General features: G+C 63.8%; 17 protein-coding genes. 11 read left to right on the top strand and 6 right to left on the bottom strand.

Annotation, left to right across the window (positions count from 1 at the left end):
• Positions 1–110: 110 nt before the first annotated feature.
• From ACI3K3_RS04950 to gatB, 7 genes are all read left to right on the top strand, one after another.
• Positions 111–749, top strand: a complete 639-nt coding sequence (locus ACI3K3_RS04950; RefSeq protein WP_404912510.1) for a hypothetical protein — start codon at positions 111–113, stop codon at positions 747–749.
• Between the two features lie 234 nt (positions 750–983).
• Positions 984–1,190, top strand: a complete 207-nt coding sequence (gene rpsU, locus ACI3K3_RS04945) for a 30S ribosomal protein S21 (RefSeq protein ID WP_007688176.1) — start codon at positions 984–986, stop codon at positions 1,188–1,190.
• A 264-nt stretch (positions 1,191–1,454) separates the two neighbouring features.
• Positions 1,455–2,039, top strand: a complete 585-nt coding sequence (locus ACI3K3_RS04940) for an FKBP-type peptidyl-prolyl cis-trans isomerase (protein WP_404912509.1) — start codon at positions 1,455–1,457, stop codon at positions 2,037–2,039.
• Between the two features lie 14 nt (positions 2,040–2,053).
• Positions 2,054–2,611, top strand: a complete 558-nt coding sequence (locus ACI3K3_RS04935) for an FKBP-type peptidyl-prolyl cis-trans isomerase (RefSeq protein ID WP_404912508.1) — start codon at positions 2,054–2,056, stop codon at positions 2,609–2,611.
• A gap of 125 nt (positions 2,612–2,736) precedes the next feature.
• Positions 2,737–3,039: an Asp-tRNA(Asn)/Glu-tRNA(Gln) amidotransferase subunit GatC gene (gene gatC, locus ACI3K3_RS04930; RefSeq protein ID WP_021234714.1), complete on the top strand. Its 303-nt coding sequence runs from the start codon at positions 2,737–2,739 to the stop codon at positions 3,037–3,039.
• A complete protein-coding gene (gatA, locus tag ACI3K3_RS04925; RefSeq protein WP_404912507.1) occupies positions 3,039–4,529 on the top strand; it encodes an Asp-tRNA(Asn)/Glu-tRNA(Gln) amidotransferase subunit GatA in 1,491 nt (496 codons plus the stop codon). The genes gatC and gatA overlap by 1 nt, the downstream gene beginning before the upstream one ends.
• 1 nt (position 4,530) lies before the next feature.
• Positions 4,531–6,027 (top strand): Asp-tRNA(Asn)/Glu-tRNA(Gln) amidotransferase subunit GatB, encoded by a 1,497-nt coding sequence (gatB, locus tag ACI3K3_RS04920; protein ID WP_404912506.1) that lies wholly within the window; start codon positions 4,531–4,533, stop codon positions 6,025–6,027.
• Positions 6,028–6,102: 75 nt separating this feature from the next.
• Here the strand turns inward: gatB and ACI3K3_RS04915 are convergent, their stop codons facing one another.
• The 3 genes from ACI3K3_RS04915 to ACI3K3_RS04905 all read right to left on the bottom strand — a co-directional run bounded on the left by ACI3K3_RS04915 (position 6,103) and on the right by ACI3K3_RS04905 (position 10,034).
• On the bottom strand, positions 6,103–6,405 hold the full coding sequence (locus ACI3K3_RS04915) for a hypothetical protein (protein ID WP_404912505.1): 303 nt from the start codon (positions 6,403–6,405) through the stop codon (positions 6,103–6,105).
• Positions 6,406–6,433: 28 nt separating this feature from the next.
• Positions 6,434–9,346, bottom strand: coding sequence for a M16 family metallopeptidase (locus ACI3K3_RS04910; RefSeq protein WP_404912504.1), 2,913 nt, complete (start codon positions 9,344–9,346; stop codon positions 6,434–6,436).
• A gap of 232 nt (positions 9,347–9,578) precedes the next feature.
• A complete protein-coding gene (locus tag ACI3K3_RS04905; RefSeq protein WP_404912503.1) occupies positions 9,579–10,034 on the bottom strand; it encodes a nuclear transport factor 2 family protein in 456 nt (151 codons plus the stop codon).
• Between the two features lie 351 nt (positions 10,035–10,385).
• On the opposite strand from ACI3K3_RS04905, the gene clpB reads away from it, so the two are divergent.
• Positions 10,386–12,965, top strand: a complete 2,580-nt coding sequence (clpB, locus tag ACI3K3_RS04900) for an ATP-dependent chaperone ClpB (RefSeq protein WP_404912502.1) — start codon at positions 10,386–10,388, stop codon at positions 12,963–12,965.
• A gap of 110 nt (positions 12,966–13,075) precedes the next feature.
• Positions 13,076–13,606: a hypothetical protein gene (locus tag ACI3K3_RS04895; RefSeq protein WP_404912501.1), complete on the top strand. Its 531-nt coding sequence runs from the start codon at positions 13,076–13,078 to the stop codon at positions 13,604–13,606.
• 375 nt (positions 13,607–13,981) lie between these two features.
• On the opposite strand, the gene ACI3K3_RS04890 is transcribed toward ACI3K3_RS04895, so the two are convergent.
• The 3 genes from ACI3K3_RS04890 to ACI3K3_RS04880 form a co-directional block, all read right to left on the bottom strand.
• Positions 13,982–16,990, bottom strand: a complete 3,009-nt coding sequence (locus ACI3K3_RS04890) for a TonB-dependent receptor domain-containing protein (RefSeq protein WP_404912500.1) — start codon at positions 16,988–16,990, stop codon at positions 13,982–13,984.
• A 370-nt stretch (positions 16,991–17,360) separates the two neighbouring features.
• Positions 17,361–17,879 (bottom strand): hypothetical protein, encoded by a 519-nt coding sequence (locus tag ACI3K3_RS04885; RefSeq protein WP_404912499.1) that lies wholly within the window; start codon positions 17,877–17,879, stop codon positions 17,361–17,363.
• A 64-nt stretch (positions 17,880–17,943) separates the two neighbouring features.
• Positions 17,944–18,228 (bottom strand): hypothetical protein, encoded by a 285-nt coding sequence (locus tag ACI3K3_RS04880; RefSeq protein ID WP_404912498.1) that lies wholly within the window; start codon positions 18,226–18,228, stop codon positions 17,944–17,946.
• 90 nt (positions 18,229–18,318) lie between these two features.
• On the opposite strand from ACI3K3_RS04880, the gene ACI3K3_RS04875 reads away from it, so the two are divergent.
• Complete coding sequence (locus ACI3K3_RS04875) at positions 18,319–21,342, top strand: TonB-dependent receptor domain-containing protein (RefSeq protein WP_404912497.1); 3,024 nt, start codon at positions 18,319–18,321, stop codon at positions 21,340–21,342.
• Between the two features lie 117 nt (positions 21,343–21,459).
• Positions 21,460–23,514 (top strand): sulfotransferase, encoded by a 2,055-nt coding sequence (locus tag ACI3K3_RS04870; protein WP_404912496.1) that lies wholly within the window; start codon positions 21,460–21,462, stop codon positions 23,512–23,514.
• Positions 23,515–23,520: the final 6 nt, after the last annotated feature.

The raw sequence follows: 23,520 nt of genomic DNA, 5'->3' as shown, positions 1-23,520 counted from the left end.
CGCCGCCTTAGCCGCGAATGCGCGGATTTCCAATCGTTCCGTCCGACCGGGTGTCCCATCACCCGTCTATAAGGGAGTTTGGGTGCGACCCCACTCCGCAAGGAGACATAATGATGCAGATATCATCCTCGACAAGCGCGCTGAGCGCTCTTTTCAATCCACGCCAGGACATGGACGACAAGATCGCCACTGCCGTGGGCAACGGTTCGATCAGCGATACCGATGCCTCGGTGCTGGAATCGGCTCTCGATTCGATCGACGAGTCGCTTGATGCGGACACTTCCGGCAGCCGACTCGACCCCTCGCAGATGAAGGAGCGGATCGATTCCCTGATTTCCGATCAGGTTGAGAGTGGGGACCTTACGCAGGAGCAGGCCAGCGCGCTCCAGTCGCTGTTCGCGCAAGGGCCTTCGCAAGGCGCGCCTTCGGGCTCTGGCGAGTCGGGCGAAGGTGGGCCGGGTGGAGCAGGCGGGCCAAGCGGTCCCGGTGGCCCTCGCGGCGCGGGCGGCCCGCCGCCGGGCGCTTCATCCACCCAGGAAGCCGAAGAGACGGATGAAACCGACTCGACGGAAACGGAAGAGTCCGACGAGGCTGAAGAATCCGAGGAGGCGGACGCCGCCCTGGCCGCTCTCCAGGCATTCCTCGAAAACCTCCAGGCCCAGCAGGCCGAGGGCGTGACCTACACGGCCTCGGCGGTGAGTTCGGCCGGTGCCGCGGCTTCCGGCCTGATCGTCGATCAACTGGCCTGACGGCGCGGATCGGTGTATACTGCTCTCCATCGGGGCTTCGTACCCGGTGGAGAGCGCATTCCCGGCCAAGAAATCGGCCAAGATTGCTTGCCTTCCCGCGCTGGCAGTGCTAGCGGCGCCCAACTTCGAGCCGACCCCGATAAGGGATTCGGCGCATTTACGTGTTTTCTTTCAAGGTGCCTTCCGCGTCGGAATGCGGAATTCGTACCTTCGATTTGTGAGGTGTGTTGGTTTATGCAGATTCTCGTTCGCGACAATAACGTCGATCAGGCTCTTCGGGCTCTCAAGAAGAAGCTGCAGCGTGAAGGCGTGTACCGCGAAATGAAGCTGCGTCGCCACTACGAGAAGCCCTCGGAAAAGCGCGCTCGCGAAAAGGCTGCCGCCGTTCGCCGCGCTCGCAAGCTTGAGCGCAAGCGCATGGAGCGTGACGGCGCCAAGTAAGGCGGCGTCGGCCCCGCTTTCGGGCGGGGCAGCGGTGCCGGTCCTCTCGCCTCGGCGAAGATCGCAAGGCACCGCACTGCAATCATGATCGCAGTCCTGAAACCAATGCAGGCACGATTGTGATTGGCACATGTTGAATTGCTCGGCTTGCGGCTTGAACACCGCTCCGGCTTGAGCCATGAGGGCGCGGAAATTTATCCGCGCCCTTTGTGCATCTGCCGTACGTTGCTAGACGCCGGGCGAACCCGAACGAGGCCCTAGACCATGACTGAGATCACGCGCGTTCCGTTGCAGCCGATTGCCAAGGGCTCGCTGGGCAAGATCTGGCTCGGCGTTGTTGCCGTTGCACTGGCTGCCGGCGGCGTGGCCTATGCCGCCCTGCCGCCGCAGGTTCATGTGAAGACGCTGACGGCCGGTTCGGGCGAATCGCCCACGGTGGCCGATGTGGTGCTCATCAACTACAAGGGCACGCTGCCGGACGGTAAGGTGTTCGATCAGGCGCAGCAGGTGCCGATGGCCCTGAACGAGGTGATCCCCGGCTTTTCCAAGGCGCTCGTGAAGATGCAGCGCGGCGGCAAGTACGATGTCGAGATCCCCGCCAAGCTCGCTTACGGCGACAAGGCCGTGGGCCAGATCCCCGCCAATACCGATCTGAATTTCCAGATCGAGCTGCTCGATTTCAAGAGCCGCGCGGAGATCGAACAGCAGCAGCGCATGATGCAGCAGCTTCAGCAGATGCAGATGCAGGGCGGCGGCGCACCGGGCGCAGGCGTTCCGGGCGGCATTCCGGGCGGCGCAGCCATTCCGGGTGGTGCGGCGATGCCGGGCGCCGAAGGTCCGGCCCGCTGATCGCTCCCGCCCAGATGATCCGCGCAAAGATGATCAGCCCGAACACGATCCACGCGGCTTCCGGCGCGCTTCTCGCGCTCACGCTCGTTCTGCCGGCGACTTCGTTCGCCGCGCAGGACAAGCCAGCGGCGGCAGGAGCGGCTCCCGCCGTGACTCCCGCCGTTCCCGCCCGCAAGGTAACCGTCACCGCGCTCAAGGCGGGGGAGGGCGCCAAGCCCACCCGCGAGGATTACGTGCTGGTGAATTACAAGGGCATGCTCAAGGACGGCACCGTGTTCGACCAGAACGAGCAGATGCCGATGGCGGTCGGCAGCGTGGTTCCCGGATTCGCGGATGGCCTTGTCCAGATGCAGCGCGGCGGTTCCTATCGCCTCGAAATCCCCTCGGAACTCGCATACGGCGCAGAGGGCGGCGGACCGATCCCGCCCAATTCGGATCTCGTCTTCGAAGTGACCCTGCTGGACTTCAAGACCCAGGCCGAACTGGACGCGATGATCGCCCAGCAACAGGGGGCGCAGCAAGGCGCGCAACAGGGCGCTGAACAGGCGCAACCGGCGCAAACCGGCCAGTAATGCGCCTGGCGGACGCTCCCTGACGGAGGCGTCCCCGCTTGAAGCAAATTCGGACGGGTGCTAGCTGCCCGATCCTGACATTCCGGCGCGGCGCGCAGCCCGCCGGTCAAATCTGAAGGAAAGCCATGTCGGTCGATACCGCAACCGTTGCGAAGATCGCCAGCCTTGCCCGCATCAAGGTGAGCGAGGCTGAAATCGAGGCGATGGTCCCCGAACTCAACGGCATTCTCGCCTGGGTGGAGCAACTCGGCGAAGTCGATACTTCGCAAGTAGAGCCGATGACCGCCGTCATCCCCAACACGCTGCGCCTGCGCGACGACGTGATCGACGCCGATCCGCTGACCGGCGGAGACAAGCGCGATGCCGTCCTGGCCAATGCTCCCGCCGCCGAACACGGCTTCTTCGGCGTGCCCAAGGTGATCGAATAATGACCATCGAACTGACTGAACTTGGCGTCGCGCAGATTCGCGACGGCGTTGCGAACGGCGATTTCTCCGCCGTCGAAGTGGCAGAAGCGTTCAACGCCAATGTCGCCGCCGCGCAGGAAGCGCTGAACGCCTTCATCATCGCCACGCCTGAAAAGGCCATCGAAGCCGCACAGGCCACCGATGCCAAGCGCGCGCGTGGCGAAGCCCTCGGCAAGATGGGCGGCGTGCCGATCGGCATGAAGGACTTGTTCGCCACTTTCGACGTGCAGACCACCGCCGCTAGCCACATGCTGGAAGGCTTCAAGCCGCAGTACGAATCGACCGTCTCGCAGAAGCTGTGGGATGCCGGTGCGGGCATGCTGGGCAAGCTCAACCTCGACCAGTTCGCCATGGGCTCGTCGAACGAGACCAGCTACTTCGGCAACGTGATCTCTCCTTGGAAGCGCAACGACGGCAGCAATGCCGCGCTCGCGCCGGGCGGTTCCTCGGGCGGTTCGTCCTCGGCTCTCGCCGCGCGTCTTTGCCCCGCGGCTACCGGCACCGACACCGGCGGCTCGATCCGCCAGCCTGCCGCTTTCACCGGCACCACCGGCATCAAGCCGACCTATGGCCGTTGCTCGCGCTGGGGCGTCGTGGCCTTCGCCAGCTCGCTCGACCAGGCCGGCCCGATGGCCCGCTCGGTGCAGGACTGCGCGATCATGCTCGAAGCCATGGCCGGTTTCGACGCCAAGGATTCGACCAGCCTCGACCTGCCGGTGCCGAACTGGGAAGCCGCGCTTTCCGGCGACATGAAGGGCAAGAAGGTCGGCATTCCCAAGGAATACCGCGTCGATGGCCTGGACGAAGACGTGTCGAAGTCGTGGGACGACGGCATCGCCTGGCTGAAGGATGCGGGCGCGGAGATCGTCGAGATCTCGCTGCCGCACACCAAGTACGCGCTGCCGACCTACTACATCATCGCGCCTGCCGAAGCCTCGTCCAACCTCGCGCGCTATGACGGCGTGCGCTATGGCCTGCGCGACCTGCCGGACGGCGCCAACCTTCAGGACATGTACGCCGCCACCCGCGCCGCCGGTTTCGGCCCCGAGGTGAAGCGCCGCATCCTGATCGGCACTTACGTGCTCTCGGCCGGCTTCTATGACGCCTACTACACGCAGGCCCAGAAGGTGCGCGCGCTGATCGCGCAGGACTTCGCCAAGGCCTTCGAGCAGTGCGACGTGATCCTCGCGCCGACCGCGCCCTCGGCCGCTTTCGGTCTCGGCGAGAACGTCGACGATCCGCTGAAGATGTACCTCAACGACGTCTTCGCGGTGCCGGCCTCGCTCGCGGGTCTTCCGGCGATGTCGGTCCCGGCCGGCCTCAACCGTGAGGGTCTGCCGCTGGGTCTTCAGGTCATCGGCAAGGCTTTCGACGAACAAGGCGTGCTGAACGCCGGTCTCGCCATCGAGGCCCGCGCACAGTTCGCGGCCAAGCCGGAAAAGTGGTGGTAATATGAGCACTTATCGCATCCAGGGCGCCACCGGTGACTGGGAGGTCGTGATCGGCCTCGAAGTCCACGCGCAGGTCACCTCGAACTCCAAGCTGTTCTCCGGCTCGGCGACGGCATTTGGCGCGGAGCCGAACAGCCAGGTCTCGCTGATCGACGCGGCGATGCCGGGCATGCTGCCGGTTCCGAACCGCGAATGCATCCGGCAGGCCGTGCGCACCGGCATGGCGATCGAGGCGCAGATCAACAAGTGGTCGCGCTTCGACCGCAAGAACTACTTCTACGCCGATCTTCCGCAGGGCTATCAGATCAGCCAGCTCTACCACCCGATCGTGGGTGAGGGCTCGCTGACTATCGATGCGGACGAGAAGGCGGGCATCCCGGCCGACAAGGTGATCGGCATCGAGCGCATCCACGTCGAGCAGGACGCGGGCAAGCTGATGCATGATCAGCATCCGACGATGTCCTATGTCGATCTCAACCGCTCCGGCGTCGCTCTGATGGAAATCGTCAGCCGTCCGGACATGGCTTCGCCCGCCGAGGCCGGCGCCTACCTGTCGAAGCTGCGCACGATCCTGCGCTATGTCGGCTCGTGCGATGGCAACATGGACCAGGGCTCGATGCGTGCCGACGTCAACGTCTCGGTGCGCAAGCCCGGCGACGAGCTGGGCACCCGTACCGAGACCAAGAACGTCAACTCCGTGCGCTTCGTCATGCAGGCGATCGAGCACGAGGCGAGCCGTCAGGTCGACGTGCTGGAAGCGGGCGGCAAGATCGTGCAGGAAACCCGCCTGTTCGATCCCACCACCGGTTCGACGCGTTCGATGCGCTCGAAGGAAGACGCGCACGACTATCGCTACTTCCCCGATCCGGACCTGCTGCCGCTGGAACTGGACGATGCCTTCCTTGAGGCTTGCCGCGCGAGCCTGCCCGAACTGCCTGACGCCAAGCGCGCCCGCTACGAAGGCGAACTGGGCCTTTCCGCCTACAACGCCGCCGTGCTGACCGCAGATGTCGATACCTTCGGATGGTTCGAGGCACTGCTGGCAGAAACCGCTTCGGCGCAGGGCAAGGCGCCCGCCGAAGTCGCCAAGCAGGCGGCCAACTGGCTGATCTCCGAATTCTTCGGCGCGCTCAACAAGCAGGGCAAGAGCCTTGAAGATTCCCCGGTCAGCCATGAGCAGGCGGCGGAACTGCTGGCGCTGGTGGGCAAGGGCACGATCTCGGGCTCGATCGCCAAGCAGGTGCTGGAAACGATGATCGAGACCGGCGACAATGCCGGCGTGATCGTCGAGCGCGAGGGCCTGAAGCAGGAATCGGACACCGGCGCCATCGAGGCCAAGGTGGACGAGATCCTCGCCGCCAATGCCGACAAGGTCGCCCAGTACCGCGATGGCAAGGTCGCGCTGTTCGGCTTCTTCGTCGGCCAGACGATGAAGGCCATGGCCGGCAAGGGCAACCCGCAGGTGGTGAACGAGATCCTCAAGGCCAAGCTCGGCTGATCCCGCCACGCGACGGATTAAGAAAGCCCCGGAAAGCAGTGCGCTTTCCGGGGCTTTTTCGTGACCTTTGCGCGCTTACGAAGTCTTGGTTCCGGTAAGAGACATCGTGCCGAAAAACCCTGCCTTGATCGTGCCGGTCAGCTCCGTGCCTTCGACGGCGGCCTTGCAGTCGAGGTCGATGGCCATCGGCGAGGTCATCTTCATCTTCCAACTCAACTGGTTGCCGCTGATGCGGCCGTCGCGCAGTTCCATCGTGCCGAGATCGCCGGTGATCTGGCCGGTGAAGGTGTCACCTTCGGGCACGATCGTCAGCGTGCCCTTCTGGTGCCCCAGCGGGGTCTTGGTCGAACATTCGTAGGTTCCGCCGAGCAGCGACATTCTTTTCTCCTTATTCCTGACCCTGGCCTTATTCCTGACCCTGGGACGCCGCCGGTGCGCTGCGCACTTCGACGGGCAGGCCCAGGCTCTTGAGTTGCGGCTCCACCACCTTGCGGTCTCCCACCACGACGAACGTCAGCCCATTAGGCTGGAGATATTGCGTGGCGGCAGCGCCGATCGCCTTGGCGTCGATCGCGCGGTACTTGGCGGCAAGCGTGACGTAGTAGTCTTCAGGACGGCCGAGGCGGTCGTTCTTGCGGATTGCGGCCTGCACCGCGGCGCCGGTTTCGAACTGGTTGGGAAGCTGCCTGATCGCGCCTTCGGTCACGCGCTGAAGTTCCTCCGCCGTCACCGGCTTGCGCGCGGGGAAAGCGGCCATGTCGGCGATGATCGCCTTGATCGCCTCACCCGTCTTGTCCGACTGGACGGGCGCGGCGACCTGTACCGAGCGCGGGCCGACCGGCTGGGCCACGCCGCTGTGCACGCCGTAGCTCCAGCCCTTTTCCTCACGCAGGTCCTTGTTGAGGCGTGAGAGGAAGCCGCCGCCGATCACATCGTTGGCGAGTTGCACCGCCTCGGTATCCGGCGTCCTGCCGGTCATCGGCAGAACGCGCCCGGCCACGATGACGGACTGCGGCGAGTTGGGGCGATCGATCAGGACGATGCGGCTGCCCTGGGCGGCGGCGACCGGCGCGTCGATCGGCTTTGCCGGACGGGGCGAGGTGGGCGCCTGCCACTGGCCGAAGGCGCGTTCGAGCATGGGCTTGAGTTCGGCCATGGTCACGTCGCCCACCACGGTGATCCGCGCGAGGTCGGGGCGGAGCCACTTGTCATGCGCGGCCCGGAGCTGGTCCGGGGTGAGCGCGCCCAGCGAGGCGGCGTTGCCAAGGCCGTCGCCCGGCTGCGCGTAAGGGTGCGAGCCGAACAGTTCGGCGCCGAGCGAACGCGCGGCCAGTGCGCTGGGCGTCGAGAGTGCCTGCGCCAGTTCGGCCTCCGTCTGCGCCTTTACGCGCGCCACTTCCAAAGGCGCGAAGGTCGGATCGCGGACGATCTGGGCCATGAGGTCCAGCGAGGGGGCGAGGTTGGCCGAGAGTGCCGAAAGCGTCACGCTGCTGGTGTCGAGCGAGCCGTCGATGGAGATGCTGGCACCGAGCCGCTCCTGCGCCTCCGCGATCTGCGTGGCGTCGAGCTTCGAAGTGCCCTGGTCGAGCATCGCGAGCATCAGGCCCTGCGTGCCCGGGGTGTCGAGCGCGTCGGCGGCATAGCCGGCATCGAAATCGAGCGACAGCACCAGCTTGGGCACCGCGCTGCGGCGGGCAAGCGCTACGGGGATGCCGTTCGACAGCGTGGCGCGCTCGATCGCGGGGAAGGTCAGCGCGCCGATCTGGCCGAGCGGGGGCATTTCGCGCTTCGGTCCGGCGGCGAGGGCCGGGGCTTCGGTCTTGGGATCTTGGCGGGGTGCCGGATGCTGGGCCGGATTCTGGGCCTCGTCGCCCCAGCCGCCCATGGCGTCTCCGCTTTCCTTGCGGGCGCCGGGAACGACGTCCAGCGCATAGACGGGGCGGGAGAGCCACTTGTTCAACGCCGCCTTGATCTCGGCCGGGGTGAGCGCGGCCATCCGGGCCAGGTTTTCCTTGTACTTGGCCGGATCGTCCGAATAGACCTGCCCCTCGGCCAGGGTCGCGCCCTTGCCGCTGAAGCCGCCGACGCGTTCGAGGCCGCCGATTTCGCCGGAAAGCGTGCTGACCACCGCGCGGCGCACTTCGTCTTCGGTAGGGCCGTCTCGCAAGTAGTCCGCCAGCACCTTGTCGAAGGCGGCATTGGCCTGGGCGCGATCCACGCCGGGTTTCACGTCCATGGCCATGTTCAACATGCCGAGCTGCTGGAACACTTGCGCGGATGCCGTCACCGCGACGGCGAGCTGCTGGCCGCGCACCAGTTCGTTGTCGAGCCGGGAGCTGGCGAGGCCGCCCAGGATATGCATGCCGATCTGGAGCGCGGGGGTATCGGCATCGTTGAGGCCGGGCGCGGTCCAGTTGCGGGTAAGGCGCAGGACGGGCACCTGGTCGGCGATCTCGCGCGTTACCGGTGCGGCAAGGGTGACCGGCTCGGCGGCGACGGGCTTGATGTCCGGTCCGCGCGGAATCTGGCCGAACCACTTCTCCACTTTGCTGCGGGCGGTGGCGGCATCGATGTCGCCGGAGAGCACGAGCACGACATTGTTCGGGCCGTAATGGTCGGTAAACCACTGGCGCACATCGGTGAGGGTGGCGGCGTCAAGGTCGGCCATCGAGCCGATCGTGGAATGGCGATAGGGGTGGCCGACCGGCAGCAGGCCTTCGCTCTGCGCATATTCGAAGAGGCCGTAGGGCTGGTTGTCGCCCTGACGCTTCTCGTTCTGGACGACGCCCCGCTGCTTGTCGAGCTTGTCCTGGGTGACTGCGGGCAGCAGGTGCCCCATGCGGTCGCTCTCCATGAACAGCGCCACGTCGAGCGCGCCTGTGGGTACCGTCTCGACGTAGTTGGTGCGGTCGTACCAGGTGGAGCCGTTGGTGGGGGTGGAGCCGGCGGCTTCCAGCGGGATGTCGAAGTCCGGCACATTGGCCGAGCCGCCGAAGAACAGGTGCTCGTAAAGGTGCGCAAAGCCGGTCTTGCCCCGCGGTTCGTTCTTGGAGCCGACCTTGTAATAGGCGGTCACGCCGACGATCGGGGCCTTGCGATCGGTGTGGACGATCGTGGTGAGGCCGTTTGCCAGCACGAATTTCTCATAAGGGATGTCCACCTTGGCGACGAGTTCGGCGGGCGAGGCCGGGCTCGGAGCCTCCTGCCGGGCAGGCGCATCCGGTGCCGAGGCGAGGTTCGCCGTGGGAGCGCCGGCACAGGCGGAGAGGAGCAGAACGGTGGCGAGCGCGAGGGCGCTGGAACGAGAAGCAAGTCGCATGGCCGAAGGTTTAGCACGTTGTTCGGCAAGGGCCAGCGGCAAAGGTTGGAGGCGCCGGCAGCTTTACGTCGTCCTGGACTTGATCCGGGACCGCTGGCAAATCTTCAGGCGCGAGCTTGCGTCAGGGCGCCTTGCCGAGGGTTGGGCTTGGCAAGGCCAGCGGTCCCGGATCAAGTCCGGGACGACGGGACTTTCCAACTCCGTCTGCAGATTTCCACTTCCCGCCCGACGCCTATCCGCGCTTGAAGATCTGCCCGGAATCGAAGCGGGTGATGCGCCATTCGCCATCGGCGTCGCGCCGGCATTCCATCTTCACGTCGGCCACGGCCAGGGGATCGCAATACTTGTCGAAGGGGCCGTCCCCAAGGGCGGCGAAGAACACCAGCAAGTATCCGACTTTCGCATGATCGGCGTCGTCGAACGACACCCGCAGCGACGTGATGATGTGCCGCATGGTCATCAGCCCGGCGCCTGCGCGCATGGCTTCGGCGCGGCCGTTGTAGAAGGCCTCCACTGCGGCCAGCCCTTCGCGCCATTCGCCGCCCACGTTGTAGGAGACGTCATCGGCCAGGACGTCCGTTTGCCGCATCTGCAACCCGTTGTGGATGTCCAGTTCGTCGCCCCATTCGTAGACGACCTGCTTGATCGCGAGCACGTCTGCTGCCTGCTGGGGAGTGAATTTCGCCACGTGATGCCTCTTCCTATTGCTTCCCGGCCATCGCTTTTCGGGTTCGTGGTCGAAGCTAGGCAAGCCTGCCTCGCCCGCCAAGCGAATGCGGCCGCAGGCCTGCTTTCACCGCCCCGGCGTTTTGGCGGAGGGCCTTCTCCGGGAAATCACGGAGCCTTTAGCTTCGATCGAGGGGCTAGCATTCGGCAAGGCGAAACCCATCTTGGGGCCACTGGGCTTGCGGCTCTTGAGAATCCACGGTTTCTTGGCGTTTGCATGCAGGCGTCAGGCCGCCGGCAAAAAATATCGCAGCTAGTCTTGTGTTGCAATTATGCAACACTATATGGTCGAGATCAGGAGGCAATTCATACCATGAATCTCGAAAAGTTCACCGACCGGGCCAAGGGGTTCCTTCAGGCGGCGCAGACCGTTGCGATCCGCATGAATCACCAGCGCATCAGCCCCGACCATATCCTCAAGGCACTGCTCGAAGACAGCGAGGGCATGGCGGCCGGCTTGATCCAGCGCGCCGGCGGCAATCCTGCTTTCGCCGTGCAGGAAGTCGACAAGACCCTGGGCAAGATCCCCACCGTTTCGGGCAGCGGCGCGCAAGGCGCGCCGGGGCTGGACAACGATGCCGTGCGCGTGCTCGACCAGGCCGAGCAGCTCGCCGCGAAATCCGGTGACAGCTTCGTCACCGTGGAGCGCATGCTGCTTGCGCTGGCGCTGGCCACCACGACTTCGGCCGGGCAGGCGCTCAAGGCCGCGAATCTCACGCCGCAAGGGCTGGAAGCGGCGATTTCCGAGCTGCGCGGCGGCCGCAATGCTGACAGCGCCTCGGCCGAGAACGCCTATGACGCGATGAAGAAGTACGCCCGCGACCTCACCCAGGCCGCGCGCGACGGAAAGCTCGATCCGGTGATTGGCCGCGACGAGGAAATCCGCCGCACCGTGCAGATCCTCGCGCGCCGCACCAAGAACAACCCCGTCCTCATCGGCGATCCCGGCGTCGGCAAGACAGCCATTGCCGAAGGCCTGGCCCTGCGCATCGCCAATGGCGACGTGCCTGACAGCCTTAAGGACCGCAGCCTCATGGCGCTCGACATGGGCGCGCTGATCGCGGGCGCCAAGTATCGCGGCGAGTTCGAGGAACGCCTGAAAGCCGTGCTCGACGAAGTGAAGGGCGCGGACGGGCAGATCATCCTGTTCATCGACGAGATGCACACGCTGATCGGCGCGGGCGCTTCCGAAGGCTCGATGGACGCGGGCAACCTGCTCAAGCCCGCGCTTGCGCGCGGCGAACTGCACTGCATCGGCGCGACCACGCTCGACGAGTACCAGAAGTACGTCGAGAAGGACGCTGCCCTGCAACGCCGGTTCCAGCCGGTCTTCGTGGGCGAGCCGACCGTGGAGGACACCATCTCGATCCTGCGCGGGCTCAAGGAAAAGTACGAGCTGCACCACGGCGTGCGCATCACCGATGCGGCGCTGGTGGCGGCGGCGACGCTCTCCAACCGCTACATCACCAACCGCTTCCTGCCGGACAAGGCGATCGACCTCATGGACGAAGCCGCCAGCCGCATCCGCATGGAAGTGGAGAGCAAGCCCGAGGAGATCGAGAAGCTCGATCGCCGGATCATCCAGCTCAAGATCGAGGAAATGGCCCTTGCCAAGGAAACCGACGAGGCTTCCAGGGAGCGTCTTGTCAGCCTGCGCGAGGAACTGGCCAATCTGGAACAGCAGTCGAGCGAACTGACCACCCGCTGGCAGAACGAGCGCGACAAGATCGCCGCCGAGGGCAGGATCAAGGAGCAACTCGATGCCGCGCGCAGCGAACTCGATCAGGCCCAGCGGCTTGGCGATCTCGCCAAGGCGGGCGAGCTGTCCTACGGCACGATACCCTCGCTGGAGCGCAAGCTGACCGAAGCGCAGGCCCAGGCGGGCAATGCGCTCCTGCGCGAGGAAGTGACCGAGGATGACATCGCCGGTGTCGTCAGCCGCTGGACCGGGGTGCCGGTAGATAAGATGCTGGAAGGCGAGCGCGAGAAGCTCCTCAAGATGGAGGAGATGATCGGCGCGCGCGTGATCGGGCAGAAGGACGCGGTTTCGGCGGTGTCCAAGGCGGTGCGGCGTGCCCGCGCCGGGCTTCAGGATCCGAACCGGCCGCTCGGTTCGTTCCTGTTCCTCGGCCCCACGGGCGTCGGCAAGACCGAGCTGACCAAGGCGCTGGCCGGTTTCCTGTTCGACGACGACAGCGCGATGGTGCGCATCGACATGAGCGAATTCATGGAGAAGCACGCGGTGTCCCGCCTGATCGGCGCGCCTCCGGGCTATGTCGGTTACGATGAAGGCGGTGTGCTGACCGAAGCGGTGCGGCGCCGGCCCTATCAGGTGGTGCTGTTCGACGAGGTGGAGAAGGCGCATCCGGACGTGTTCAACGTGCTGTTGCAAGTGCTCGACGATGGCCGCCTGACCGACGGGCAGGGCAGGGTAGTGGACTTCACCAATACCCTCATCATCCTGACCAGCAACCTCGGCAGCCAGTACCTGACCCAACTCGACGAGGGGCAGGACGTGGACGCGGTGGAGCCGCAGGTTATGGAAGTGGTGCGCGGGCATTTCCGGCCCGAGTTCCTCAACCGCCTCGACGAGATCGTGCTGTTCCACCGGCTCGGCCAGGAGCACATGGGCCCGATCGTCGATATCCAGGTGGCGCGGGTGCAGAAGCTGCTCAAGGACCGCAAGATCGTACTGGACCTTACCGAGGCTGCCAAGCGCTGGCTCGGTCGGGTGGGCTACGATCCGGTCTATGGCGCGCGTCCGCTGAAGCGCGCGGTGCAGCGGTATCTACAGGACCCGCTCGCCGAAAAGCTGCTGGCGGGCGAAGTCCCGGACGGTTCGCATCTGCGGATCGACGATGGCGACGGGGCACTGGCCATCGTGGTGGAGTGATCCAGGACTGCCTCTTGCGAGCCTCGCCTGCTTGACCGTGGGTGAGGCTCGGCTACCCTATCGTCGCAAAGCCGGAGGCGGCGTTCGCCTGCGCGCATGGGGATTTATCGATGAAGACGTCCGTGTCCTTGAGCCGTTGTCTGACATTGGCGGCACTTGCCTGCGCAATGCCCTCGCTCGCAACTGCGCAGGACTTTTCGGAAGAGTTCGTTCAATGCGGAGAGCTTGCCGAGGATGGGGCGCGCCTGCGATGCTTCGATGCTCTGCTTCCGAAGGCCAGGAAAACCGAAAGCGAACGTCGTGCGGAGGTGTCGGCCGCCAACAAGGCGGAATTCGGGCTTAATCCCTCGCAACGCAACGAGCGGGCTTCGCGCGAAGCCCCTGAAATGGCGGCACGCAAGCAGGCCGTTCGCCAGGAAAACCAGCGGGTGGAAGCTGCCATCGCCGCCGTCGACATGAACCAGTTGGGCGCGGTGTTCACCCTCGACAACGGGCAAGTATGGCAGACGACGTCGTTCGGACGAATGAACACTGTCCCACGTGTCGGCCAGAAGGTTCTTGTCAGTTCCGGACCGTTGGGCGGATATCGCTTGAAGCTGGAAGGCAAGACAGCCGAAGTTGGCGTCAAGCGGGTCAAGTAAAGACCACAGTTTCACGAAATGAAGGCCGGCTGCGAAGGAACGCGGCCGGCTTTTCTACGTCAACATCCAGAACCGGCGCATTGACTGTTCCGGTTGCGGTTTTCCATGGCCTGTCGCGCAGCCGCGGCCTCTCGGGCCCACTCGGCATTCGTCTTGCAAACACGTTTGGGGATACGCGAGCCCACTTCGCGGACGGCGCGGCACTGCACTGTTTTGGGGTTTTCGGGAACGGTGGGTTTGTCCTCCGATGCCAGCACCGAGGTGGCGGAAAGGGCAAGCAATAGCGGTAGATAAAGACGCATCGACAATTCGCCTCGAAAAAAGAAAGGGCAGCGATTTCTCGCTGCCCTTTCGTTTTAGCTGTTTGCGTTCGAATTAGAAGTGAACGCGAACACCGGCGTAGAAGCGGCGTCCGAAGATGTCGTAGACATCTGCTGCCGTATCCGAACCCGTGACGTTGAAGGTGGTGCCCGAGAGGATGTTCGGGGCCTTCTTGTCGAGCAGGTTGTCGATGCCGAAGTAGACGTCGAACTTCTCGGTCGGCTTGAAGCTCATCTGGCTGTCCAGATAGAACTGGGCCGGAACCGAGACGCACTTCGGAGCCAGATCGAATGCAGCGCACCAGCTGACATCGTCTTCGTACGACTTGCCGATGAAGGTGCCGGTGAACGACCAGTCGAACTTGTCGCTGGTGTAGCCGAGGGTCGCGGTGAAGCGATCTGCAGCCGTACCGATCTCACCGTCCTGACGATCCAGCTGGCCGGGGAGAGCGTAGTAGTCGTACTGGAACAGGTGGGTGTACGAGATGTTGAAGTTCACGCGGGCGTCATTGCCGAAGAAGTTGACCGGCGTGTACCAGCTTCCCGTGATGTCGAGACCCTGGGTCCTGAGCGTCGCGGCGTTGACGGCGAAGTCGTTGATGAACTCCAGCGATCCTGCGCTGTTAGTCGACGTGGCGGTAGCGCGACGGGTGATCAGGCTGCAAAGCGTCGAATTGGCTTGGTTGTAGCACTGATCGAGAATGACGCCGCGACCATAAGTATCGATGATGTTGTCGATCTTGATGTTGTAGTAGTCGGCAGTCAGCGTCAGGCGGCTAAGCGGGCCGCCCAGCGAACGTGGTGTGAGCACGGCACCAACCGTCCAGGAATCGGACTTTTCTTCCTGCAGGTTATTGTTGCCACCATCGAAGCCGCTGATACCTTGGCGATCGAGCTGCGAAACCGTGAACACGCCATTGGCTGCGATGTTGGCCGCAACGCCCGCATTGGCACGGCAGATGTCGCCGGCGGTGCCGCCGCCCGTGGCGCCGATGCCGACGCAAGGATCCTGCAAGCCCGACGGGAACGTCTGCGACAGACCCGAGTAGAGCTCACCGATGTTCGGAGCACGAACCGCGCGGGCATAAGTACCACGGATGCGCAGGTCGTCGATCGGCTGCCAGGTTCCCTGAACGTTGTAGCTGTAGATCGAGCCGATGGTCGAGTAGTCGGCTGCGCGGAAGGCGCCGCCCACTTCGAGAAGGCGGAAGAAGGGCTGATCGCGAAGGATCGGAACCTTGACTTCGGCGTAGCCTTCGATGACGTCGAACTGGCCGTAGGTGTCGGGCAGCTTGTTCGAGCCGTTGAGACCCTGGTTGGTCAGGGCATCGTTGTCTTCCGAGCTTTCTTCCTTGCGGTATTCGAAGCCGAGGGCGATGCCCAGCGGACCGGCCGGAAGTTCGAACAGCGAACCGCTGATGTTACCCTGGACGACCTGCTGCTTGATGTTGGTCTGCAGCGACTGCTGGGCAGCGATGTACTCGATGGCTTCGGGGCTGATCGAGCCCTTGCCGAAGATGTTGACCGGAACGCAACCGCTGGCCCGTGCTTCCGCGCTGACGCAGACGGTGTCGGTGGTTATGCCGTTGCCGTTGAGGTCGTTGATATCGGTCATCGCCGCAAGTGCATTGCGGAAATTGTTGATGTTGATCTGGCCGTTCGAGATCTGGTTTTCAGTGACCTGGCCGAAGTTGTAGCTCAGATCCCAGTTGAACTTTTCTGCCAGCGTGCCTTCCAGCCCGACGACGAAGCGCATGAAATCGCGCGTCGTGCTGCCGGTGCGGTTGCCGAATTCGCTGAGGCGGCGGGCGAAGCCGATGTCGCGCAGGCCGTCGCCGTCGCCATCAACGGCGGCATTGGCGATGGCAGTCGGAACCAGCGGGTTCAGAACCTTGGTGGTCGTGCCATCGGCGCCGATCAGATAGTTCTCGATCGGCATCAGGCCGGAGTCCGGATAGACGCCGGTCGAGCCGTCAGAAGAAAGCGCGAACGGTTCGATGATGCGCGAGGACTGCGTCTTGTTGTAGGTGCCCTCGAAGAAGGCCGAGATGTTGTCGGTAACATCATAGTGGCCGACGGCAGCAACGGTGTAGCGCTTAACCGGCACGGCAAGCGTGCGGTAGAACTGGCGGTTGAAACCGTTGGGGCCTACGCCGGTGCCGAGCGGGCCCGAGCAGGTAGCGCCATTGGTGGTCGAGCACGGCTGAAGCTGGCCGGTCGGGCTGTATGTGAAGGTGTTTCCGCCCGAGATGAAGCGGCCCTGTTCGTTGAAGCCCGAGTAGTAGGGTTCGACAGGCGTGCCGTAGTCGGCCATGTCGCCGGTAAGTGCCGACTGGTCGATGTCATCGACGCGGGTGTTCTTGCGCTGGCGCGAGAGCAGGCCCTTCTCGTTCGAATAACCGAAGTTGATCATGATGTTGCCGCGACCGTCGTCGAAGTTCGCGCCCATGGTCATGTTGGCTTGGTAGCGGATGTCGTCGCCGCGATTCGTCAGGCCGTACTGGGCATTGCCCTCAAGACCCTGGAAGTCCTTCTTGTAGACGAAGTTGACCACGCCAGCGACAGCGTCCGAACCGTAGAGCGACGAGGCGCCGCCGGTCAGCGTGTCGACACGCTCGAGGAACTGGGTCGGGATGACGTTAAGGTCGACGGTCGAGCTGCCGGGAAGACTGGAAACGACGCGGCGGCCGTTGATCAGCACCAGGGTGCGGGCGCTGCCGAGGTCGCGAAGGTCGATCGATGCGACGCCGGTGCCCGAGGTCAGGAACGCGGAGTTGGTGCGGCTGAGCGCCGGCGTACCGAAGACCGGGTTCTTGAGCAGCAGGTCCTGAACGTTCGCAACGCCGGACTGCTGGATGCGGGCGCTATCGACGATCTGCAGCGGCGCGTTGGAGCTGGTGATGGGGCTGGCGATGCGCGAGCCGGTGACGACGATGGCCGCACCTTCTTCGACCGGAGCGTCTTCCGCCGCGTCTTGCGCGTAGGCCGCGGTGGAGCACAGCAGCGCAAACGCCGTCAGGCTCGTCGCGCCCCGCAGGGCGGACTTCATGAGGTTGTTCTTCAAGTTTTGTGTCCCTTGTTGCTTTCGTGCGCATGACTGGAAGCGTGACCAGACCCGCCGTGCGCACGGAGGCGGCAATCTTTGTGCGCGAACGCACGCGAAAGCCATAAGGGGATTTCTTGCGCCGAGTGGCTCGGCTTTCAATCGCAAAGACCTCGGAAGGATGAATTGGGGGGATCATTGTGGCAATGTAGCAACAGTGAAAACCCATATTTTCCGGCAATCAGGCCGATTGCTGCGGCAGCGAGTGTGACAGCATTGTCGCAAAACTATAATGTACAGGCTTTTCTGGGAACAATGTATCGCTGGTTGCGCAATCGCTCGCCTCATTGTTACTCGTTGGCATCAGGGCGCTCGCCGTCCGAGGCCAGGATCACTTGACCCGGCGCATCTTGATCGGTCGCTGACCTTTCACCGAAACCGTGAATGTGCCAAGCGCGCCGCGTGAGATAAGGGCCTCGTTGCCCACCTTGGGCGAGAGCACGAAGTCACGAGTGTCATTCTGCTCCCAGGTGCTGCCGTCCTCGAAATCTAGCAGCCAGCCCGCGCCGGTTTTGCGGACGCCGCCGACCTTGGTCGAGATTTCCTTCAACTCCGTCGCCGCATCGTCATTGCCGCCAAAGCCCATCAGCTTGGCGACCGGAGTGGCAAAGCCGAACAGGCCCCGCTGCGCCGTTTCGACTGCCTGCTTGTCCGCGATCACGATCTCTCGCCTGCTGGCGGCCTGTTCCAATGCCGCGACCTGCTGATCGTAGCAGGTCAGGCGGGCCATCGCGTCGGGAATCGTCCGGCAGGCAACGACCTGACGGAAGGTTTCCGGTTGTTTCGCGTCGCTCTTTTCGGCGGCGAGCGCTGTCTGCGAAATGAGCAATAGTACTGCTGCTGCCGACATGTGTGCCTTGCTCAATGCCTTGCCCTCCGCGTTGCACGAAACATTTCGCTTCGTAGCAAGCCGGTCAGGGGCGCGGCAAGCGCGCTTGGGGATGTGGGTGGCTGCCATGTCGAAAACCGCGCTTCTGCAGCATTAAGTCTAGTAAGGCCGCCGTTGTGAAATGATGTTGCGGCAATGTCACGGGTTTCGTCACATATATATTTGATGGCTTAGGCGGGAATTCGCGAAAACTGGCGCGCATACGGTGCTTTTGTTGCGGATTTATCACAAGGTTTCGTGAATGTTGCACGGCACCAAGCAAAGCCCTTTGAGCAAGTCCTTCTTTGCGTAATGAAAGCGCATCTTCCATCTCGCGAAATATCCTTACAGGGGAGGGTCGCGGGCCGGAGTATCCAAGGCGCAGGGGTTTGCACTGCGCCTTAGAAAAAGGGACATACCAGTGAACAAACAAACTCTCACCGCGTTGAAGGCAGGTGCGGCACCGTTGGTGCTGGGCTTCGCCATGCTCAGCAGCGGCGCTTACGCGCAGGACGCTACGGCTGACGACAGCTCGACCGGCGAAGCTATCGTCGTCACCGGCAGCCGCATCGTCGCGCCGAACCAGACCTCGATCGCGCCGATCACCACCGTTTCCTCGCAGGACATCCAGCTTCAGGGCACCACCCGCACCGAAGACCTGCTGAACTCGCTGCCGCAGGTCCTGGCTTCACAAAGCTCCAACCTTGCCAACGGCGCTACCGGTACGGCCAACGTCGACCTTCGTGGCCTCGGTCCGTCGCGCACGCTGGTGCTGATCAACGGTCGCCGCCTGATGACCGGCGATCCGAATACCACCACTTCCGCCGCCGACCTTAACTTCATCCCGGCTGCGCTGGTGAAGCGGGTGGACGTGCTGACGGGCGGCGCTTCGGCCACCTACGGCGCCGACGCCGTGGCTGGTGTCGTCAACTTCGTGATGGACACGGAGTTCGAAGGCTTCAAGATCGACGCCAACTACGGCGTCTACATGCACAACAACAACAACGAGTTCATCCGCTCGGCTCTCGACAAGAAGGCCGGAGACCCGGCTTATGACTATCCGCGTGGCAATTCCGTGGGCGGTGGTCAGTACGATCTGACGGCGGCATTCGGCACCAGTTTCGACGACGGCCGTGGCCACGCCACCGCCTATGTCGGCTATCGCCGCGCCGATCCGCTGCTCCAGGGTCGTCGCGACTATTCGTCGTGCGCCATCGCAGCTTCCGGCAGCACCTTCAACTGCGGCGGTTCGGGTACGGCTGCTCCAGGCAACGGCTACTACTTCCCGGCAGGCGCTGACGCTTCGACGACCGGCGCACTCGGCGCGGGCACGATCACCCCTGGCGGACGCAACATCTACAACTTCGCGCCCGTGAACTACTACCAGCGCCCCGACGAGCGCTATACGGCCGGCGTCTTCGCAGACTACGAGATCAACAAGGCCATCCATCCGTACATGGAATTCATGTTCATGGATGACCGCACGGTTGCGCAGATCGCGCCTTCGGGCAACTTCGGCAATACGCTGACGATCAACTGCGACAATCCGCTGTTGTCGGCTCAGCAGCGCGGCGAAATCTGTAACGCGTCGAACCTGATCAACGGCTATCTCGGCAACTTCCCGCTGGCCGCAGGCGCTGCCTTCAACCCCAACCAGGGTGCCGCGCCGGTCAACTTCATCGACCCGACGACGGGCGCGACCTACAACAAGGCCTTCTTCCAGCTGCTTCGCCGCAACGTGGAAGGCGGCGCGCGCCAGAGCGATCTCCAGCACACGGCGTTCCGCACCATCATCGGTTCGCGCGGTGAACTGGGCAACGCCTGGTCCTACGACGCCTACTACCAGTATGGTCGCACCAACTACTCGCAGGTCTATACCAACGAGTTCTCGGCCTCGCGTCTCGCCAATGCTCTGGACGTCGTGTCCACGGCCAATGGCCCCGCCTGCCGCGTCGCCGTCACCGGGCAGGACACGCGCTGCGTGCCCTACGACGTGTTCAGCGGAGCGCCGATTTCGCAGGGTGCGCTGGATTACCTCACCTCGACCGGCTTCATGAAGGGTAACACCTCGCAGCAGGTCGCGAGCGCCAGCTTCACCGGCCTGCTCGGCGAATACGGCATCAAGTCGCCGCTTGCCGCTGATGGCATCAACATCGCTCTCGGCGCCGAATATCGCCGCGATGCGCTGGACCTGAAGACCGACTACGCCTTCACCACCGGCGATCTTACCGGCCAGGGCGCTCCGACACTCTCGACCTCGGGCAACTACAAGGTCACCGAACTGTTCGGCGAAATCGACATTCCGCTGATCCAGGACGGTTTCGTCCAGAACCTGTCGTTCAATGGCGGCTACCGCTATTCGCACTACAAGGTTTCGAACGGCCGCACCTTCAACACCGACACCTTCAAGCTGGGCGTCGATCTTGCACCGATCTCGGATATCCGCATCCGTGCAGGCTACAACCGCGCCGTCCGCGTGCCGAACATCCAGGAGCTGTTCGCTCCGCAGATCGTCGCACTCGATGGTACGACCGATCCTTGCGCTGGCGAGGACACGATTTCGCCCGCTTGCGCTGCACAGGGTCTGGTTGCCGGCACGCCGCTCAACCCGGCTTCGCAGTATAACGGCCTGATCGGCGGCAACCCTGACCTTACGCCCGAGAAGTCGACCACCAAGACCATCGGCGTCGTTCTTCAGCCGCGTTGGATCCCGGGCCTGACCGCCAGCGTCGACTGGTTCGACATCAAGGTGAACAACGCCATCCGCCAGTTCGGTGCTGACGCCATCCTCGCCGCCTGCGGCGACGGTGTCTCCGACGCCTGCGATCTCGTCAATCGCAACCCCGCCGGTTCGCTGTGGCTGAGCCCCGATGGCTATGTCATCGACACCAACCAGAACGTCGGCGGCGTGAAGACGCGTGGCTTCGAGTTCAACGGCAACTATTCGACCGAGGTGGGCAATGCTGGCCGCGTGTCGCTTAACTTCGTCGGAACCTGGCTGAACAACTATGTCGTCGATAACGGCCTGACCGAGCAGTACAACTGCGCCGGATACTATGGTCCCACCTGCGGCGTACCCCGTCCCAAGTGGCGTCATAAGGCCCGTGTGACCTACACGATGACCAACGGCGTCGGCCTTTCGGTACAGTGGCGTCACCTCTCGTCGGCCACCGTCGAGTTCCTCAACCCGTCGAGCTCGCTCGCCGGTCGGACGAACACCCTGGACGACAAGATCAACAGCCAGGACTATTTCGACCTGACGCTCACCGCCGACCTCGGCAAGAACCTGACGTGGCGCCTCGGCGCGACCAATCTGCTGGACAAGGATCCGCCGCTCGTCACCCAGGCTGCTTGCGCCTCGGTGTTCTGCAACGGCAACGTCTATCCGGGCACTTACGACGCGCTGGGTCGCTATGTGTTCACCGGCATCACGATGAACTTCTAATCGCTTTCACGAACGGTTAGTCTTCGGCGGCGGTCTTCCTGGGAAGGCCGCCGCCTTTGTATTCGGCGCTCTTCCCTCGCAAGGTAAGTTCGCCATGAGTTCCGGAACATATCTCGCATGACCAGCAGTGCCACGCCTTCGGACGAGCTTCGCCGCATAGCCGGTCTGGCGCGGATGGGGCGGCTCGATGAAGCCTCGTCGGCGGTAGCCGAAGCCGTTGCAGTCGATCCCGAGGATCCCGTTCTTGCCGCCTTGGGGGGGGCGGTCGAGGTTCATCGGGGAAGTTTCGCGGAAGCCGCGGTCTACCTGGAGCGCGCTCACGCCTTGCGGCCGCAGGATCTGGTGGTGCGCACCAACCTGGCCGAATCCTATTTTCACACCGGGCGTGCCGAGCAGGCGCTGGCGCTTTGTGATAAGGCTTCAGCCATGGCGGAGCCGAGCTTGAAACTGGCGCGCCTGGGAGCCCACCTTGCGCAAGAGGCTGGCGATGTCGAACTGGCTTCCAGTCTCTACCGGCATGTGTTGGCGCAGCAGCCGGACGACTGGTCGGTTCTCAATAACCTGGGCAATCTCCTGAGCGAGGCGGGAAGGCGCGCGGAGGGCGTGGAACTGTTGCAGCGAGCGATGACGCTTATGCCGGATTCGCCGCCGATCCGCGTCAATCTCGGCACCGCGTTGCTGAAAGCGGCGCGTGTCGAGGAAGGCGAGCGTATCCTGCGCGAGGCTGCTCGCGATTACCCTGACGACCATGTTCCCATGCGGACGCTGGCGACGTTCTACGGCGAGAACGGCATGGATGATCGCCAGTACGAGGCGATCGCGGAGGCTGCGCGCCGTGCGCCTGAAAATGCGGGATTGCAGTCGGACTACGGCCAGGAAGCCGCGCGCCGCAATGACTATGACATTGCCGAAAGCCGGTTCGAGGCAGCACTGGCGATCGAGCCTGCGCTTGGCCCTTCCTTCGTCGGGCTCGCTGCGGTCTACGAGCGCAGCAATCGCGAGGCGGAGCTTGAACCCCTGCGTGAGCGTGCCATGGCCAACGGCGCCGATGCCGCATCGATCGCTTATGTCGATGCCTTGCGTTTCAAGCGTGCCGATGCGTTCGAGGAGGCGTTCGACGCGTTGGAGCGCGCGGGGGAGGTCGTCCTCGATAACCGCTGTCACCAGCTGCGCGGCATCATGCTCGATCGCATGGCCCGTTACGACGAGGCGTTCGGCGAGTTTGCGGAAATGAACGCCAGCCATCTGAAAGAGCCGTCGCGTCCCGGCGAGCGGGCGGAGCGTTTTCGCGCCGATCTCGCCAGGGACAAGGCGCTTGTTACGCCGCAATGGCTGGCCGGCTGGACCGGCAGCCCGCCGGAAGATCGGGCTGCACCGGTCATTCTGCTCGGTTTTCCGCGCTCGGGAACGACGCTCCTCGATACGATGCTGATGACCGCCCCCAACACCCTGGTACTTGAGGAAGAACCCTTCGTTGGGGAGATCGAGGCGGAACTGGGCGGGGTAAAGGCTCTTTCAGACCTAGACGCGAAGGCTCTGCTCGCAGCACGCGCGCGATACTTCGAGAAAGTTTCGAAGCATGGCGGGCTCGCTTCGGGGACCATGGTGATCGACAAGCATCCGCTGCATCTCAACAAGGTTCCGGTCATCCGCCGGCTGTTTCCCGAGGCCAAGTTCGTGTTGGCGCTGCGGCATCCCTGCGATGTCGTCCTGAGCTGCTTCATTACCAATTTTCGTCCCAACAACGCCATGAGCAACTTCCTGGACCTGGAAACGGCGGCCCGCTTCTACGACCTGACGTTCTCCTACTGGGAGCAGGCAAGGGAAGTGTTCGATCTTCCCGTTCGCACCGTTGTTTACGAACGTCTGGTGGCGGATCAGTCGCGGGAACTGGCGCCTCTGTTCGACTGGCTCGGCCTGCCGTGGAACGGCAGCGCGTTCGACCATCGCGAGGCAGCCCGGGCGCGGGGCGTGGTGCGGACGGCCAGCTACGCCCAGGTTACCGAGGCAGTCTATACCCGATCCGCAGGGCGCTGGCGCCGCTACGAGAAGCATCTCGAACCGGTGCTGGAGATTTTGCGGCCCTGGGTAGATCGCTTCGGTTATTCGCTCGACGATGACAGGGTTCCGGCGTGGGATGGCACGCCGGGCGTCGTGGTCGATCCGGTCTGATAGCGC

The sequence above is a fragment of the Novosphingobium sp. ZW T3_23 genome, assembly GCF_044987305.1.
Taxonomy (GTDB): Bacteria; Pseudomonadota; Alphaproteobacteria; order Sphingomonadales; family Sphingomonadaceae; genus Novosphingobium.
Note: the sequence above shows the minus strand (reverse complement) of the source record. Positions and strands in the feature narration are given on the sequence as shown.